13 protein-coding genes are annotated in these 15,330 nt (G+C 74.2%); 7 read left to right on the top strand and 6 right to left on the bottom strand.

Annotated elements, in window-relative coordinates:
- Positions 1-64: 64 nt before the first annotated feature.
- The 3 genes from LG943_RS06630 to hrcA all read right to left on the bottom strand — a co-directional run bounded on the left by LG943_RS06630 (position 65) and on the right by hrcA (position 3,092).
- The gene (locus tag LG943_RS06630) at positions 65-817 is read right to left on the bottom strand and encodes a 16S rRNA (uracil(1498)-N(3))-methyltransferase (RefSeq protein ID WP_270071299.1); all 753 of its coding nucleotides are present in this window, start codon (positions 815-817) and stop codon (positions 65-67) included.
- 118 nt (positions 818-935) lie between these two features.
- Positions 936-2,078 carry a molecular chaperone DnaJ gene (dnaJ, locus tag LG943_RS06625; protein ID WP_270071298.1) on the bottom strand — a complete coding sequence of 381 codons (1,143 nt, stop codon included), beginning with the start codon at positions 2,076-2,078 and terminating at the stop codon, positions 936-938.
- The gene (gene hrcA / locus LG943_RS06620; RefSeq protein ID WP_270071297.1) at positions 2,079-3,092 is read right to left on the bottom strand and encodes a heat-inducible transcriptional repressor HrcA; all 1,014 of its coding nucleotides are present in this window, start codon (positions 3,090-3,092) and stop codon (positions 2,079-2,081) included. It abuts the gene before it with no gap.
- Between the two features lie 264 nt (positions 3,093-3,356).
- Between hrcA and LG943_RS06615 the strand changes: the two genes are divergently transcribed.
- The 3 genes from LG943_RS06615 (at position 3,357) to LG943_RS06605 (ending at position 6,373) form a co-directional block, all read left to right on the top strand.
- Complete coding sequence (locus tag LG943_RS06615; protein WP_270071296.1) at positions 3,357-4,205, top strand: DUF3097 domain-containing protein; 849 nt, start codon at positions 3,357-3,359, stop codon at positions 4,203-4,205.
- A gap of 102 nt (positions 4,206-4,307) precedes the next feature.
- The gene (locus LG943_RS06610) at positions 4,308-5,648 is read left to right on the top strand and encodes a DUF4870 domain-containing protein (protein ID WP_270071295.1); all 1,341 of its coding nucleotides are present in this window, start codon (positions 4,308-4,310) and stop codon (positions 5,646-5,648) included.
- Between the two features lie 146 nt (positions 5,649-5,794).
- Positions 5,795-6,373 carry a DUF4870 domain-containing protein gene (locus LG943_RS06605; RefSeq protein ID WP_270071294.1) on the top strand — a complete coding sequence of 193 codons (579 nt, stop codon included), beginning with the start codon at positions 5,795-5,797 and terminating at the stop codon, positions 6,371-6,373.
- A gap of 51 nt (positions 6,374-6,424) precedes the next feature.
- Here the strand turns inward: LG943_RS06605 and hemW are convergent, their stop codons facing one another.
- The 3 genes from hemW to LG943_RS06590 are packed head-to-tail and all read right to left on the bottom strand — an operon-like array spanning position 6,425 to position 9,471.
- The gene (gene hemW, locus LG943_RS06600; protein ID WP_270071293.1) at positions 6,425-7,657 is read right to left on the bottom strand and encodes a radical SAM family heme chaperone HemW; all 1,233 of its coding nucleotides are present in this window, start codon (positions 7,655-7,657) and stop codon (positions 6,425-6,427) included.
- Between the two features lie 60 nt (positions 7,658-7,717).
- Positions 7,718-8,377 (bottom strand): MOSC domain-containing protein, encoded by a 660-nt coding sequence (locus LG943_RS06595; RefSeq protein WP_270071292.1) that lies wholly within the window; start codon positions 8,375-8,377, stop codon positions 7,718-7,720.
- A gap of 59 nt (positions 8,378-8,436) precedes the next feature.
- Positions 8,437-9,471 carry a LacI family DNA-binding transcriptional regulator gene (locus LG943_RS06590; RefSeq protein WP_270071291.1) on the bottom strand — a complete coding sequence of 345 codons (1,035 nt, stop codon included), beginning with the start codon at positions 9,469-9,471 and terminating at the stop codon, positions 8,437-8,439.
- 170 nt (positions 9,472-9,641) lie between these two features.
- Here LG943_RS06590 and LG943_RS06585 point away from each other — a divergent pair, with 170 nt between their 5' ends.
- From LG943_RS06585 to LG943_RS06570, 4 genes are all read left to right on the top strand, one after another.
- On the top strand, positions 9,642-11,288 hold the full coding sequence (locus LG943_RS06585) for a glycoside hydrolase family 13 protein (RefSeq protein ID WP_270071290.1): 1,647 nt from the start codon (positions 9,642-9,644) through the stop codon (positions 11,286-11,288).
- Between the two features lie 260 nt (positions 11,289-11,548).
- Positions 11,549-12,784, top strand: coding sequence for a sugar ABC transporter substrate-binding protein (locus LG943_RS06580; RefSeq protein WP_270071289.1), 1,236 nt, complete (start codon positions 11,549-11,551; stop codon positions 12,782-12,784).
- A complete protein-coding gene (locus tag LG943_RS06575) occupies positions 12,781-14,403 on the top strand; it encodes an ABC transporter permease subunit (RefSeq protein WP_270071407.1) in 1,623 nt (540 codons plus the stop codon). The genes LG943_RS06580 and LG943_RS06575 overlap by 4 nt, the downstream gene beginning before the upstream one ends.
- A complete protein-coding gene (locus tag LG943_RS06570; RefSeq protein ID WP_270071288.1) occupies positions 14,403-15,302 on the top strand; it encodes a sugar ABC transporter permease in 900 nt (299 codons plus the stop codon). The genes LG943_RS06575 and LG943_RS06570 overlap by 1 nt, the downstream gene beginning before the upstream one ends.
- The last annotated feature ends 28 nt before the right edge of the window (positions 15,303-15,330 follow it).

Genomic DNA, 15,330 nt, shown 5'->3' with positions numbered 1-15,330 from the left:
CGCCCCGCGCCGGCCCGGCTTTACCGGGTGCCGCCCGCGCTCCGTGGCGCCTCCCGTACCGGGGTCACCAGCGTCCGCAGCGCGCCTGGAGCACCGCCAGCGCCGCCACCCCGGCGGTCGAGGTCCGCAGCACGGTCGGCCCCAGCAGCGCGCGCACCGCGCCGGCCTCGGCCAGCGCGGAGAGTTCGGCGTCGCTGAACCCGCCCTCGGGTCCCACCACCACCACGATCGTGCCCGGGGCGTCCGCGCCCGACCCAGCATCGGGCAGCGGCAGCACCGCCAGGCGCTCCCGGGCGGACTCGTGCAGCACCACGGCAAGGTCGGCGCGGCGCGCCAGGGCCGCCACGTCGGCGGTGCGCGCGAGTTCGGTGACCTCGGGGATCCGGCTGCGCCGCGCCTGCTTGGCGGCCTCGCGCGCCGCCGAGCGCCACTTGGCCAGCGACTTGGCCGCCCGGTCGGGCTTCCAGCGGGTCACGCACCGCTCCGCCGCCCACGGCACCACGCGGTCCACGCCCGCCTCGGTCATGACCTCCACGGCCAGCTCGCCGCGGTCGCCCTTGGGCAGCGCCTGGACCACGGTCAGCTCCGGGCTCGGCGCGGGGTCGGTGCCGCGCTCCTCGACCGCGCACACCACGGTGTCGCGGCCGACCTCGACAACCCGGCAGCGGGCGCGGGTGCCGGCGCCGTCGACCAGGTGGACGGTCTCGCCCGGCTCCAGCCGCCGCACCGCGGCGGCGTGCCGGCCCTCGGGGCCGGCCAGCACCACGGTGTCGGCGGCCAGGTCGCCCGCCTCGGCGAGGAACACCGGTGGGGTCACGTGCGCACACTCCTCAACGGGCGCCGGACCGCTGGGCGCGGCGCGGGAAGCGGGAAGGAAGAAAAGGTGACGGCCCGCCCGGGGCGCGGGCGGGCCGGCGGTGCCGGCGGCGGTGCCGTCAGCGGGTGAAGGTGTCGCGCAGCCGCGAGAACAGGCCGCCGCGTCCGGGGCTGAACTTGCCGGGCGGCTGGTCCTCGCCGCGCAGCTCGGCGAACTTGCGCAGCAGGTTCTCCTGCTCCTCGTCCAGCTTGGCGGGGGTCTCCACGTCGACCTGGATCATGAGGTCGCCGCGCCCGTGGTGGTCGAGGTGGCGGGTGCCCCGCCCGGGCAGCGTGATGACGTGCCCGGAGTTTGTGCCGGGGCGCAGGTCGATCTCCTCGGTGCCGTCGAGGGTGTCGAACGTGAAGGAGGCCCCCAGCGCGGCGGCGGTCATCGGCACGGTGATGGTGCAGTGCAGGTCGTCGCCGCGCCGCTCGAAGATCGGGTGGGGGCGCTGCACGATCTCCAGGAAGATGTCGCCGCGCGGCCCGCCGTTGGGGCCGACCTCGCCCTCGCCGGCCAACTGGATCTGGGTGCCGTCCTCGACGCCCGCCGGGATCTGGACCTTGCGGGTGACCTTCTCGCGCACCCGGCCCTCGCCGGCGCAGTCGGCGCAGGGGTCGGTGATGACCGTGCCCTGGCCCGAGCACTGCGGGCAGGGGCGGGTGGTCATGACCTGGCCGAGGAAGGAGCGGGTGACCTGGGAGACCTCGCCGCGGCCCTGGCACATGTCGCAGGTCTTGCGGTGGGTGCCCTTGGCGGTGCCCTCGCCCTGGCAGGTGGCGCACAGCACCGCCGTGGGGAAGGTGACGTCCTTGGTCACGCCGAACGCGGTCTCGGCGAGGTCGAGTTCGATGCGGACCTTGATGCTGCGGCCCCGGCGCACGCGGTCGCGGGCGCTGCGCCCGCCGCCGGCCTGCCCGCCGAAGAACGCGCTCATCAGGTCGTCGAAGGGGAACCCCGCCGCGCCGAAGCCGCCCGGGCCGCCCGCACCGCCGCCGCCGGGGGCGAAGGGGTCGGCGCCCATGTCGAACATGCGGCGCTTGTTCTCGTCGGAGAGGACCTCGTAGGCCTGGGTCACCTCCTTGAAGCGCTCCTGGGTGGCGGGGTCGGGGTTGACGTCGGGGTGCAGTTCGCGGGCGAGCCGCCGGTACGCCTTCTTGATCTCGTCCTTGGAGGCGTCGCGCCGTACGCCAAGGATCGCGTAGTAGTCTCTCGCCACTTACCGCCCCGCAAGTATCTGTCCGAGGTACCGAGCCACAGCGCGTACCGCTCCCATCGTTCCTGGGTAATCCATCCGGGTGGGACCCACCACACCGAGCTTGGCGAGCGGCTGGTCTCCGATGCCGTAGCCCGCCGACACGATCGATGTGGACTTGAAGCCCTCGTGCGAGTTCTCGGCGCCGATGCGCACCGTCAGCATGGCGGCGTCGCCCATCTCCCCCAGCAAACGGAGCAGGACGACGTTTTCTTCCAGTGCCTCCAGGACGTCCCGCAGGCTGGCCGAGAAGTCCATCGCGGCGAGGTTGGCCGTGCCACCGAGGACGATCTTCTCTTCGTGGCGCTCGACCAGGCTCTCCAGCAGCACCGAGAGCACGGCCGCCGCCAGCGGGCGGTCGTCGGGCGGCAACTGGGCGGGGAGGTCCTCGACGGCCCCGGGGACGTCGGTGAGCCACTTGCCGACCAGCGCCCGGTTGAGCATCTGGCGCAGGGTCTCCACGGAGTCGCCGCCGACGCGGTCGAGGCCGTCGATCACCCGCTGCTCCACCCGGCCGGTGTCGGTGATCAGCACCATCATCACCCGCTGGGCCGCCAGCGGCACGAGTTCGACGTGCTGCACGCAGGACCGGGTGAGGGAGGGGTACTGGACCACGGCGACCTGCCGGGTGAGCTGCGCCAGCAGCCGCACCGTGCGGGCCACGATCTCGTCGAGGTCGACGGCGCCGCCGAGGAAGGTCTCGATGGCGCGCCGCTCGGCGCTCGACAGCGGCTTGACGGTGGACAGCCGGTCGACGAAGAGGCGGTACCCCTTGTCGGTGGGCACCCGCCCGGCACTGGTGTGCGGCTGGGTGATGTAGCCCTCCTCCTCCAGCGCCACCATGTCGTTGCGGATGGTGGCGGGAGAGACGCCCAGGGTATGGCGGTCGGCGAGGGCCTTGGAGCCCACGGGCTCCTTGGTCGCCACGTAGTCCTCCACGATGGCACGAAGCACCGCGAGCTTGCGGTCGTCAAGCACGCGCTCACCTCCTGGCACTCCATGGTCCTAAGTGCTAATTCTATGCCGTTGCGCAAGGTCGGCGCGGAACGGGCACCGCGCCTGGGGACACCGGAGGGCGCCGCGCGACGCGCCCGGGCGCGGGAAGCGCGCCGGCGCGCGCCCGCCCTTCCCCGGCGGCGGGCCTGTGACCAGGGCGGGGACCGCGCCGCCGCGCGCGCACCGGCGTCGGGCCGCCCGGCGCGGCGCCGCGCGTCGACGGTCTCCGCCGCTACAATCCCCGCCGTGCATACCGACTCGGGCAACTCGCGCTCCAGGTACGGCCGCGACGTCCTGGCCGGCGACTGGCGCCGGCCCCGCAAGGGCGCCGTGCGCGAGGTCCCCCTGGAGCGGGGCCTGGTGCTGGAGTCGGCCGACGAGGGGTTCTGCGGCGCGGTGGTGGGCTGGGACAAGCACACCGTCACCCTGGAGGACCGGGGCGGCCGGCACCGCGTGTTCGACCTGGCGCCCGCCGCGTTCCTGGTCGACGGCGCGCCCGTGACGGCGGTGCGGCCCGCTTCGGCGCCCGCCGGGCCGCTGCGCAGCGCCTCGGGCTCGGTGGCGGTGCGCGGCGCGCGCTCCCGGGTGGCCAAGGAGAGCCGCATCTACGTGGAGGGCGTGCACGACGCCGAGCTGGTCGAGAAGATCTGGGGCCACGACCTGCGCGTCGAGGGCGTGGTCGTGGAGTACCTGGAGGGCGTGGACCACCTGCCCGAGATCGTCGCCGAGTTCGGGCCGGGCCCGGGGCGGCGGCTGGGCGTGCTGGTCGACCACCTGGTGCCCGGGTCCAAGGAGAGCCGCATCGCCGAGCGGGTGGCCTCGCCGCACGTGCTGGTGGCCGGGCACCCGTTCGTCGACGTGTGGCAGGCCGTCAAGCCGTCGGTGCTGGGGTTCGCCGCCTGGCCGCAGGTCCCCAAGGGGATCCCGTGGAAGGAGGGCGTGCTGCGGGCGCTGGGCAGCTCCGAGGAGCCGGGCGAGGCGTGGCGGCGCATCCTGGGGTCGGTGCGCTCCTACGCCGATCTGGAACCGGAGTTGCTGGGACGCGTCGAGGAGCTGATCGACTTCGTCACCGCGCCCCACGGGGTGAAAGACTAGGCTCGTCCGGAAGGGAAGGGTGCCCGCGGCAGCGACGCGCGGCGACCCGCCGGATGCCGGACGGCAGTCGGCCCAACGCAATCGGCACAGCCAAGGGACATGATGAGCGAGACCCCGCCCAACCGACCACAGCCCCAGGACCAGGAGGGGCCCTCCGCTGACCAGCCGGCCTCGGGCCGCACCCCCTCTGACGGCCGGCCCGGCGGCGGTGAGCCGGGGTACGCGCGACCCGCCTACGGCCAGCCGAGCGGCGGACAGCCCGCCTACGGCCAGCCGTCCGGAGAGCAGCCCGCCTACGGCCAGCCGGGCTACGGGCAGCCCTCCGGCGGCCAACCGGCCTACGGCCAGGACCCTTACCAGCAGGCCCAGCAGGGCTACGGCCAGGGCGGCTACGAGCAGCAGCCCGGCTACGGCCAGCCCAGCGGGGGGCAGCCCGGCTACGGCCAGCAGCCCTACCAGCAGCCGCAGCAGGGCTACGGCCAGGCCGGCTACGAACAGCAGCCCGGCTACGGCCAGCCCTCCGGCGGCCAGCCCGCCTACGGCCAGCCGTCCGGGGAGCAGCAGGGCTACGCCCAGCCCACCGGCGGGCAGCCTTCCTACGGCCAGGACCCCTACCAGCAGCAGGGCTACGGCCAGGCCGGCTACGGGCAGCCGGCCCAGCCGGGCTACGGGCAGCCCTCAGGCGGCCAGCAGGGCTACGGGCAGCCCTCAGGCGGCCAGCAGGGCTACGGGCAGCCCTCAGGCGGCCAGCAGGGCTACGGGCAGCCGTCGGGCGGCCAGCCCGCCTACGAGCAGCAGGCCCCGCAGGGGCAGGGATACGGGCAGCCGGGCCAGCCCGGTTACGGCCAGCCCTCCGGCGGCCAGCCGGGCTACGCCCAGCCCACCGGCGGGCAGCCCGCCTACGGCCCGCAGCCGGGCGCCCAGCAGCCCCCGCAGGGCTACGCCGGCGCGCCGCAGGACGCCCAGGCCCAGCAGCAGCCGTTCCCCGGGGCGCCCGGGCAGCCGGTGCAGCAGCCGGGCCAGCCCTACCCGCAGCAGGGCTACGGCCAGCCGGGGCAGCCGGGCCAGGCCGCCTCCGACGACCCCACCTGGGCGATGATCGCCCACCTGTCGGGCGTCATCCTGTCGTGCTTCGGCTGGGTGCCCGCCCTCGTGGTGTACTCGGTCAAGCGCACCCACTCCTCCTTCGTCCGCCACCACGCGGGCGAGGCGCTGAACTTCCAGCTCAGCCTGCTCATCCCCTACTTCGTGGCGTGGGCGGTGTTCCTCGGCCTGGGCGTGTTCGCCCCCGACCTCTCCTGGATCGGCTCGGTGCTGATCGCCCTGATCTGGGTCGCCTCCATCGTCCTGGGGGCACTGGCGGCGCTGGCCGCCAACCGCGGCCCCTGGTACCGCTACCGGGTGTCCACCCGCTTGTTGATGTTACGGTCGGTGACACGGTGAGACGACCGGCGCGGCGGCGCCGTCCGCAGGACCGCGCCGCCGCCGGCCGGAACCCCGGGGGCCGCGCCTCCGTCTCACCGGCAGAAGCCCATCGGCGGCCGGCGCTCCCCCGGGCGGGTCCCGGGACCGATCCGACAGAGGAGACCATGAGCTACCCACCCCAGCCGAACCCCCCGTACGACGGGCAGGGCGGCGGACACCAGAACTACCCCGGCGGCTACGGGCCGCCGCCCGGCGCCGACCCCAACTACGGCTACCAGTCGGGCCCCCAGCAGGGTTACGGCGCCCAGCAGGGGTACGGCACCGGCCACCAGCAGGGCTACGGCGCCCAGCAGGGCTACGGGGCCGGCTACCAGGGCGGCTACGGCCAGAACCTCCCGGTCCAGGCGGGGCAGTACGGCCCCGTCTCCTCCGACGACCGGACGATGGCGCTGGTCGCCCACCTCGGCGGCATCTTCACCGGGTGGCTGCTGCCGCTGGTGCTGTACTTCGTGAAGAAGGACGAGTCGGCGTTCGTGCGCCATCACGCCGCGCAGGCGTTCAACTTCCAGATCACGATGTTCATCGGCACCATCGTGTCGTTCGTGCTGATGTTCGTCCTGATCGGGTTCATCACGATCTTCGTCGTGCTGATCATGATCATCGTCTTCGGGATCATCGCCGCCATGAAGGCCAACCAGGGCGAGTGGTACAAGTACCCGATGACCATCCCGATGCTGAAGTAGCCGGCCTCCTCGCCGCTGGGGAGGGGGCCGGGGGCCGGGGCGCGCGCCTGCTCAGGTGAGGTCGCGCACCACGGCATCGGCCAGGAGGCGGCCGCGCCGGGTGAGAACGGCGCGGCCGTCGGCGTGTGCGGCGGGGTCGAGCAGGCCGTCGGCGACCGCGCGGGCGGCGGCCGCGCGGCCGCCGGCGTCGAGCAGGTCCAGCGGGCAGCCCTCGGCGATGCGCAGTTCCAGCAGGATCCGCTCGAAGCGGCGGTCGGCGTCGCCGAGCACCTCGCGGGCCTGGCCCGGCGAGGCGCCCTCGGCCAGGCGGGCGGCGTAGGCGGCGGGGTGCTTGACGTTCCACCACCGGGTGCCGCCGACGTGGCTGTGGGCGCCCGGCCCCACGCCCCACCAGTCGCCCCCGGTCCAGTAGAGCCGGTTGTGCCGGCTGCGCGCCTGGGTGCCGCGCGCCCAGTTGGAGACCTCGTAGGCGGTGAGTCCGGCGGCGGTGAGGATGTCGTCGGCCATGAGGTAGCGGTCGGCGAGCACATCGTCGTCGGGGGCGGGCAGCTCGCCGCGGCGGACCCGCGCGGCCAGCCGGGTGCCGTCCTCCACGATCAGGGAGTAGGCCGAGACGTGGTCGACCCCGGCCGCCACGGCGGCGTGCAGGGACTCCTTCCAGTCGGCGTCGGACTCCCCCGGCGTGCCGTAGATGAGGTCGAGGTTGACGTGGTCGAACCCGGCCTCGCGCGCCCAGGCGGCGCACTGCTGGGCGCGGCCGGGGGTGTGGGCGCGGTCCAGCACGGCCAGGACGTGCCGGCGGGCGCTCTGCATGCCGAAGGAGACGCGGGTGAGGCCCTGCTCGCGCAGCCGGGCCAGCACCCCGGGGTCGACGGTCTCGGGGTTGGCCTCGGTGGTGACCTCGGCGCCGGGCCGCAGCCCGAACTCGGCGTCGACGGCGGCCAGGATGCGGCCCAGGTCCTCGGGCGGGAGGAGGGTGGGGGTGCCGCCGCCGAAGAAGACGGTGTCGACGGGGATGTCGGCGGTGCCCAGCACGCGGCGGGCCAGGCGGACCTCGGCCACGGCGAGGTCGGCGTAGCCCTCGCGGGTGACGGCGGCGCGGCCGTCGCGGGAGCGCAGCTCGGCGGCGGTGTAGGTGTTGAAGTCGCAGTAGCCGCAGCGGGTGGCGCAGAAGGGCACGTGCACGTAGAAGCCGAACGGGCGGGTGCCGACGCCCTCGGCGGCGGCGGGCGGCAGGGCGCCGTCGGCGGGGACGGGCTCGCCGTCGAGAGGCACGGAAGGCATGTGTCCAGTGTCGGTGATGGCGCCGGGTGGACGCGCCGACGGCCTCGGCGGGCCGGTGCCTCACCGGGCCAGGGCGCGCTCCAGGTGGGCGGCGATGTTGCCCCACTCGGCGGCACGGCCGGGCAGGGCGGCGATGCGGCGCACCGTGTCGAGGTCGCGGTCGCGCTTGGCGGCGAACCCGGCGGCGACGGTGATGCCGTGGTCGGGGCGGTGCAGCACCCGGACCTCGTCGCCGGCGGCCAGGGTGCCCTCGGTGACGACGCGCAGGTAGACGCCGGTGCGGCCCTCCTGGGTGAAGGTGCGCACCCAGCCGGCCTGCGCCATCCACGCCTGGAACACGCCGCAGGGGGTGCGGGGCAGGACGGCCTCGAACTCGGCGGTGCCCACGGCCCAGCGTTCGCCGATGAGGACGGCGCCGAGGTCGAGTCCCTGGGTGGTGAGGTTCTCACCGAAGACGCCGTCGCGCAGCGGGCGGCCCAGCCGCTCCTGCCAGCGGTCCAGGTCCTCGCGGGAGTAGGCGTAGACGGCCTGGTCGGGACCGCCGTGGTGCTGGGTGTCGGCCTGCTGGTCGCCGGCCAGGCCCAGCGGCCCCACGGCGACGGGCCCCGGGGCGGGCCGCTTGTCGATGGCGGTGCGCCGGAGCCGGCCGGCCCAGTCGGCGGCGACCTCGCGGCCGGTGTTGACGGAGCGCACGACGCTGGTGGGCACGCTGGTGGGCATGGAGGGAGGATAGCCCAGCCGCCCCCGCGGCGGCCCGGGGCGGGGCGGCCGGGCGGGGGTCAGGAGGCGGTGGCGTGGTCCAGGGGCGCCCGGCGGGGCGCCGCGGCGGTGGAGCCGCGCACCACGAGTTCGGGGTCGAACAGGTACTCGGTGCGGGCCACCGGGTGGCCGGCGATCTCGTCGCACAGGCTGCGCACGGCGGCCACCGCCATGGCGTGCACGGGCTGGCGCACGGTGGTCAGCGGGGGGTCGGTGAAGGCGATGAGCTGGGAGTCGTCGTAGCCCACCACGGAGAAGTCGCCGGGCACCGACAGCCCCTGCTGGCGGGCCGCGCGCACCGCGCCCAGCGCCATGAGGTCGGAGCCGCAGACGATCGCGGTGACCCCGCGCCGCAGCAGCAGTTGCGCCGCGGCGTGGCCGCCCTCGACGCCGAACTGCGACAGCTCCACCAGGTCCTGGCCGTCGAGGCCGTGGGCGGCCATGGCCTCGCGGTAGCCGGCGAGCTTGCGCCGCACCGGGACGTAGCGCTCGGGGCCGCTGGCGAACCCGATGCGGGTGTGCCCGAGTTCGGCCAGGTGGTTGACCGCCAGCCGCCCGGCCTCGCGGTCGTCGCAGGAGACGAACGCCGCGGGGACATCCTCGGCGTAGCCGTTGACCAGCACGATGGGCAGCTTCTGGGAGATCAGCCGGTGGTAGCGGCCGTGGTCGGCGGTGGTGTCGGCGTGCAGGCCCGAGACGAAGATGATCCCCGAGACGTTGCGCTCCAGCAGGAGTTCGACGTACTCGTCCTCGACGATCCCGCCCAGCGGCCGGGTGCACAGCACCGGGGTGTAGCCCTGGCGGGCCAGGGCGCCCTCGGCCGCCTGGGCGAACATGGGGAACACCGGGTTCTCCAACTCGGGCACGACCATGCCCACCAGGCCGGCGGAGCGCCGGCGCAGGCGTTCGGGGCGCTCGTAGCCCAGGACGTCGAGCGCCGTGAGCACGGCGGAGCGCGTCTCGGCGCCGACACCGGGTTTGTTGTTGAGGACCCGGGAGACGGTCGCCTCGCTCACCTCCGCATGGCGGGCGACATCGGATAAGCGTGGACCCATGCGTGCACTCTAATGGAGCCGCGCGCCGTCTTTCGCGCAATGCACCGGTAACCTTGCGCAAGAACTTTCAGACAGCACCGCGCGCGGCCCGGCCGTGCTGCGCGCCGAGGCAGCGCCGGCACCGCACCGGCCTGCGCATCCCACGACGGCGGTTGGAGGACCGAGTTCACATGCCGAACCCCCCGGAGTCCGGGACCACGCAGCCCCACACGCCGCGCGGGCAGTGGTGGCGCCACGCGGTGATCTACCAGGTCTACGTGCGCAGCTTCGCCGACTCCGACGGCGACGGCGAGGGCGACCTGCGCGGCGTCCGCGCCCGGCTGCCCGAGCTGGCCGAGCTGGGCGTGGACGCCCTGTGGCTGACGCCGTTCTACGTCTCGCCGCTGGCCGACGGCGGCTACGACGTGGCCGACTACCGCCGGGTGGACCCCCGCTTCGGCACCCTGGCCGACTTCGACGACCTGGTGGCGGCGGCGCACGCGCTGGGGTTGCGGCTGATCATCGACATCGTGCCCAACCACACCTCCTCGGCGCACCCGTGGTTCAAGGCGGCGGTGGCGGCCGAGCCGGGCGACGCGGCCCGCTCCCGGTACGTGTTCCGGCCGGGCCGGGGGCCGGGGGGCGAGGAGCCGCCGACCAACTGGCGGTCGATCTTCGGCGGGCCGGCCTGGACCCGGCTGAAGCGGCCCGACGGCACGCCCGAGGAGTGGTACCTGCACCTGTTCGACCCCGAGCAGCCCGACCTGGACTGGACCTCCAAGGAGGTGCACGACGAGTTCGCCGACGTGCTGCGGTTCTGGCTGGACCGGGGCGTGGACGGCTTCCGCATCGACGTCGCCCACGGCATGGTCAAGGACCCGGCGTTCCCCGACGTGGACGACGGGCAGAGCCCCGAACTGCTCGACGGCGGCAGCCGGCTGCCCTACTTCGACCAGGACGGCGTGCACGAGATCTACCGGCGGTGGCGGGGCATCGTGGACTCCTACCCCGGCGACCGCGCGCTGGTGGCCGAGGCGTGGGTGCACGACGCCGACCGGGTCTCGCGCTACCTGCGGCCCGACGAGCTGCACCAGGCGTTCAACTTCGAGTACCTGTCGGCCGGCTGGGACCCGGCGGTGCTGCGGCGGGTGGTGGAGGGCTCGCTGGCGGCCAACGGCGCGGTGGGCGCGCCGACCACGTGGGTGCTGTCCAACCACGACGTCACCCGGCACGTGACCCGCTTCGGCGGCGGCGAGCGGGGGCTGCGCCGGGCGCGGGCGGCGGCGCTGCTCACGCTGGCGCTGCCGGGGTCGGCCTACCTGTACCAGGGCGAGGAGCTGGGGCTGCCCGAGGTCACCGACCTGCCCGAGGAGGCGCTCCAGGACCCCACCTGGGAGCGGTCGGGGCGCACCGAGCGCGGGCGCGACGGCTGCCGGGTGCCGCTGCCGTGGTCGGGCGCCGAGCCGCCGTTCGGGTTCGGCCCGCCCGGGTCCACCCCCTGGCTGCCGATGCCGGAGTGGTGGGGCCGCTACACGCGCGAGGCCCAGCGCGCCGACCCCGGTTCGGTGCTGGCGCTGTACACGGCGGCGCTGCGGCACCGCCGCACGTCGATCGACCCGGCCGAAGGGCTGGTGTGGGCCGCGGCGCCCGAGGGCGTGCTGGCGTTTCGCCGGGGCGCGGCCTTCGCCTGTGCGGTGAACCTCGGTGCGGAGCCGGCGGAGGTGGACACCGGGCTGGAGGATGCGCGGGTGCTGCTGGCCAGCGGGCCGGTGGAGCCGGCCGCCGGCGGGCGGGTGCGCCTGCCCGCCGACACCGCCGTGTGGCTGGTGGCCGGGTAGGGCGCAGACTCCGGTGGGTCGAGGGGCGGTCCGGCGCGGGTGGCCGGGCCGCCCTTTCGCGTGCCCGGGGGCGTCCCCCCGCTGCTGGGGCGGCGTCCGGCGCGGCGCACGGGTTTCGGCCGTGTTTCCACATCGTGACCGCGATTCTCTGCAAAGTCTTTCAGTTCCTGAAAACTCTTGCTAACGTCGCTGCACCTTCACCTTCCGACAGCCGGGACTGAACGGGGGCGTCCTGCGGCTCGGTCCAACAAGGGAGTGACATGAGAATCCGCAGAGTCGGCGCCCTCGCCGGCACCGCTGCCCTCGCCCTCGCCGCCACGGCCTGCGGCGGCGGCGCGGAGGGCTCCGGTCAGGACGAGGCCACGATGGTGATCTGGGCCGACCCCGAGCGCACCGAGGTCCTCCAGCCCTTCGCCGAGGAGTTCGGGTCGGCCAACGGGATCCGGGTCGAGGTGCGCGAGGTCGCCGTGGACACCATCCAGGCCGACTTCGTCACCGCCCACGAGTCGGGCACCGGCCCCGACGTGCTCGTGGGCGCCCACGACTGGATCGGCAACCTGGTGCAAAACGGCGCCATCGACCCCGTCGAGCTGCCCGAGGACCGGCTGGCCGCCTTCGACGAGGCCGCCGTGGAGGCCGCCACCTACGACGGCCGGCTCTACGGCGTGCCCTACGCCATGGAGAACCTCGCGCTGATCCGCAACACCGACCTCGCCCCCGAGGCGCCGGAGTCCATCGAGGACATGGTCGCCACCGGCACCCGGCTGCGCGAGGACGGCGAGGTCGAGGAGGCGCTGGGCCTCCAGGTCGGGCAGGTCGGCGACCCCTACCACATGCAGCCCTTCTACACCTCGGCCGGCGGCTACCTGTTCGGCACCGACGGCGAGGGCGGCTACGACCCGGCCGACCTCGGCGTGGGCTCGCCGGAGTCGGTGGAGGCGTTCGAGCGGCTGGCCGACCTCGGCGAGGAGGGCCAGGGCGTCCTCAAGCGCTCCATCGACTCCGAGAACGTCGCCGGGCTCTTCGAGCGCGGTGAGACCCCCTACTTCATCACCGGGCCGTGGTCGCTGGGCGCCGTGCAGGAGGCCGGGGTGCCCTACGACATCTCCCCGGTGCCCGGGTTCGAGGACGGCGAGGAGGCCAGCCCCTTCATCACCGTGCAGGCGTTCTTCGTGGCCTCGGGCAGCTCCAACAAGGTCCTGGCCGAGGAGTTCGTCGCCAACTACGTCGCCGACCCCGAACTGGCCACCGCGCTGTACGAGGCCGACCCGCGCCCGCCCGCGCTCACCGAGGTCCTGGAGGAGGTCAGCCAGGACGACCCCGACGTCGGCAAGTTCATCGACGCCGGCGAGAACGGGCAGCCCATGCCCGCCATCCCCGAGATGAACGCGATCTGGGACCCCTTCGGCAAGGCCCAGGCCGCGGTGATCGGCGGCGAGGACCCCGAGCAGGCCGTGCAGACCGCGGCCGAGGCCTTCCGCGACGAGAGCGGCTGACCGGGGCACCGGCACCCCACGCAGGCGCGGGCGGCCCCTCGGGTGCGCCCGCGCGCCCCCCGCTGCCCGGCGGGGCGCTGGCCCCCTCGGGGTCCCTGGCCGGGCTGGCGGCCAAGACCGGCCTGCTCGGCCTGGCCGCCGCCCTGGCGCTGTGGGCGGTGTTCCCGCTCTACGCAGCCGGCCAGTGGCTGGGCGTGGGCGTGGTCGCCGCCGCCACCGCGCTGATCTTCTACGTCTACCTGTCGCGGCGCGCCATCCCGGCCAAGTACCTGCTGCCGGGCACGCTGCTGCTGGTGGCGTTCCAGATCGTGCCGGTGGTCTACACGCTCAGCACCTCGGTGACCAACTACAGCGACGGCCACCGGGGCGCCAAGGAGCAGGCGGTCGACCAGATCGAGGCGTCCTCGGTGGTGCGCACCGAGGACGCCGCCGAGTACACGCTGACCGTCGCCGCGCGCGGGCCGGCCGCGACGGGCGAGCTGGTGTTCCTGCTGACGGCGCCCGACGGCACCGCCTACGCCGGCGACGCCGAGGGGCTGACCCGTCTGGAGGGCGCCGAGGTGGGCCCCACCGGCCGCATCACCGAGGCGCCGGGCTACACCGTGATACCGGCGGGCGAGGCCAACGCGCGCAGCGCCGAGATCACCAAGTTCGCGGTGCCCACCGGCACGGGCACCGGTATCCGCTCCAGCGGGTTCTCCTCGGCCTATGAGGGGCGCTCCACCCGGGTCTACGACGCCGCCTGCGACTGCGTGACCGACACCGAGACCGGCCGGGTCTACACCGCCGACGACGAGCGCGGCGCGTTCGTCGCCGGCAACGGCGACCGGCTGGCGCAGGGCTGGCAGGTCAACGTGGGGGTCGCCAACTTCACGCGCTTCCTCACCGACCCGGTCACCGGCACCTCGTTCTTCGGGATCCTGGCGTGGAACATCGCCTTCGCGGCGGTGAGCACCGCCGGGGTGTTCGCGGTGGGGCTGGGGGTGGCGCTGACCCTGCACACGCCGCGCCGCCTGGCCGGGCGCACCGCCTACCGGCTGCTGGTGGTGCTGCCCTACGCCATGCCGGCGTTCGCGATGTTCCTGCTGTGGCGGTCCATGTTCAACACCGACTTCGGGCTGGTCAACCGTCTGCTGGGCACCGACGTCGACTGGTTCGGCGAGCCGTGGGCGGCCCGCGCGGCGGTGCTGGCGATCAACGTCTGGATCGGGTTCCCCTACATGTTCCTGGTGGCCACCGGCGCCCTCCAGTCGATCCCCCGGGAGCTGGTGCAGGCCGCCCGCATCGACGGCGCGGGCGCCTGGCAGGCGTTCCGCTCCATCACGCTGCCGCTGCTCATGGTGGCCATGGCGCCGATCCTGGTGGCGACCTTCGCCTACAACTTCAACAACTTCAACGCGGTGTGGCTGACGACCGCGGGCGGGCCGTTCCCACCGGACAACCCGATGGCGGGGGCCACCGACCTGCTCATCACCTACACCTACCGGCTGGCGTTCGGGGTGGGCGGCGCGCAGTACGGGTACGCGGCGGCGCTGTCGGTGTTCATCTTCCTGATCGTCACGCTCATCTCCCTGGTCAGCCTGCGCAGGAGCGCCGCACTGGAAGAGGTGCACCGCTGATGGCCCCCTCCTCCCCCCGCCCCGCCTGGTCCCGCCCCTCGGCCGCCCGGCGCGCCGCGGCTTGGGTCGGCCGCGACGGCTGGCGGCACCTGGTCATGCTGGTGGTGCTGGTCTTCGCGCTGTTCCCGATCCTGTTCGTGGTCTCGGCGGCGCTCAACCCGCTGGGCACGCTCAGCTCCTCCTCCCTGGTGCCGCGCTCGGTGGGCGCCGACAACCTGGTCGAACTGCTCACCCGGACGCGGTTCGGCGCGTGGTACGCCAACTCGCTGCTGATCGCGCTGGCCAACTCCGCGGCCACGGTGTTCCTGTCGGCGATGGCGGCCTACGTGTTCAGCCGGTTCCGCTTCGCGGGGCGCCGGCTGGGGCTCTACGGGCTGCTCATGGTGCAGATGTTCCCGCAGTTCCTGGCCATCGTGGCGATCTACCTGATGTTCAGCGTGGTGGGCGAGCACTGGCCACAGGTGGGGTTCAACACCCGCACCGGGCTGCTGCTGGTCTATCTGGGCGGCGCGCTCAGCGTGAACACCTGGCTGATGAAGGGGTTCTTCGACACGGTGCCCCGGGAGCTGGACGAGTCGGCGCAGGTGGACGGCGCCTCCCACGCCCAGGTGTTCTTCCGGATCCTGCTGCCGCTGGTCACCCCGGTGCTGGCGGTGGTGGGGCTGCTGGTGTTCATCTCCACGGTCAACGAGTTCCTGATCGCCAGCGTGTTCCTGCGCGACCCGGGCGCCAAGACGGTGGCGGTGGGGCTCTACGGCATGGTCGCCGACCAGCGCGACGCCAACTTCGGGATGTTCTCGGCGGGCACCCTGCTGCTGGCCATACCGGTGCTGGCGGTGTTCTGGTACCTCCAGCGCTACATCGTGTCGGGGTTGACCACGGGAGCGGTCAAGGGCTGAGCCGGCGGCGGGCGCGCGCCCGGCGCCG

The organism is Streptomonospora mangrovi (assembly GCF_027604915.1).
Classification (GTDB): Bacteria; Actinomycetota; Actinomycetes; order Streptosporangiales; family Streptosporangiaceae; genus Streptomonospora; species Streptomonospora mangrovi.
This window is presented reverse-complemented; position numbering and strand designations above follow the sequence as displayed.

Bases quoted from the DNA above. Each gene is read 5' to 3' on its own strand.
- LG943_RS06610 (WP_270071295.1), top strand. From the start codon at position 4,308: ATGAGCGAGACCCCGCCCAACCGACCACAGCCCCAGGACCAGGAGGGG.
- LG943_RS06605 (WP_270071294.1), top strand. From the start codon at position 5,795: ATGAGCTACCCACCCCAGCCGAACCCCCCGTACGACGGGCAGGGCGGC.
- hemW (WP_270071293.1), bottom strand. From the start codon at position 7,657: ATGCCTTCCGTGCCTCTCGACGGCGAGCCCGTCCCCGCCGACGGCGCC.
- LG943_RS06595 (WP_270071292.1), bottom strand. From the start codon at position 8,377: ATGCCCACCAGCGTGCCCACCAGCGTCGTGCGCTCCGTCAACACCGGC.
- LG943_RS06590 (WP_270071291.1), bottom strand. From the start codon at position 9,471: ATGGGTCCACGCTTATCCGATGTCGCCCGCCATGCGGAGGTGAGCGAG.
- LG943_RS06585 (WP_270071290.1), top strand. From the start codon at position 9,642: ATGCCGAACCCCCCGGAGTCCGGGACCACGCAGCCCCACACGCCGCGC.
- LG943_RS06580 (WP_270071289.1), top strand. From the start codon at position 11,549: ATGAGAATCCGCAGAGTCGGCGCCCTCGCCGGCACCGCTGCCCTCGCC.
- LG943_RS06570 (WP_270071288.1), top strand. From the start codon at position 14,403: ATGGCCCCCTCCTCCCCCCGCCCCGCCTGGTCCCGCCCCTCGGCCGCC.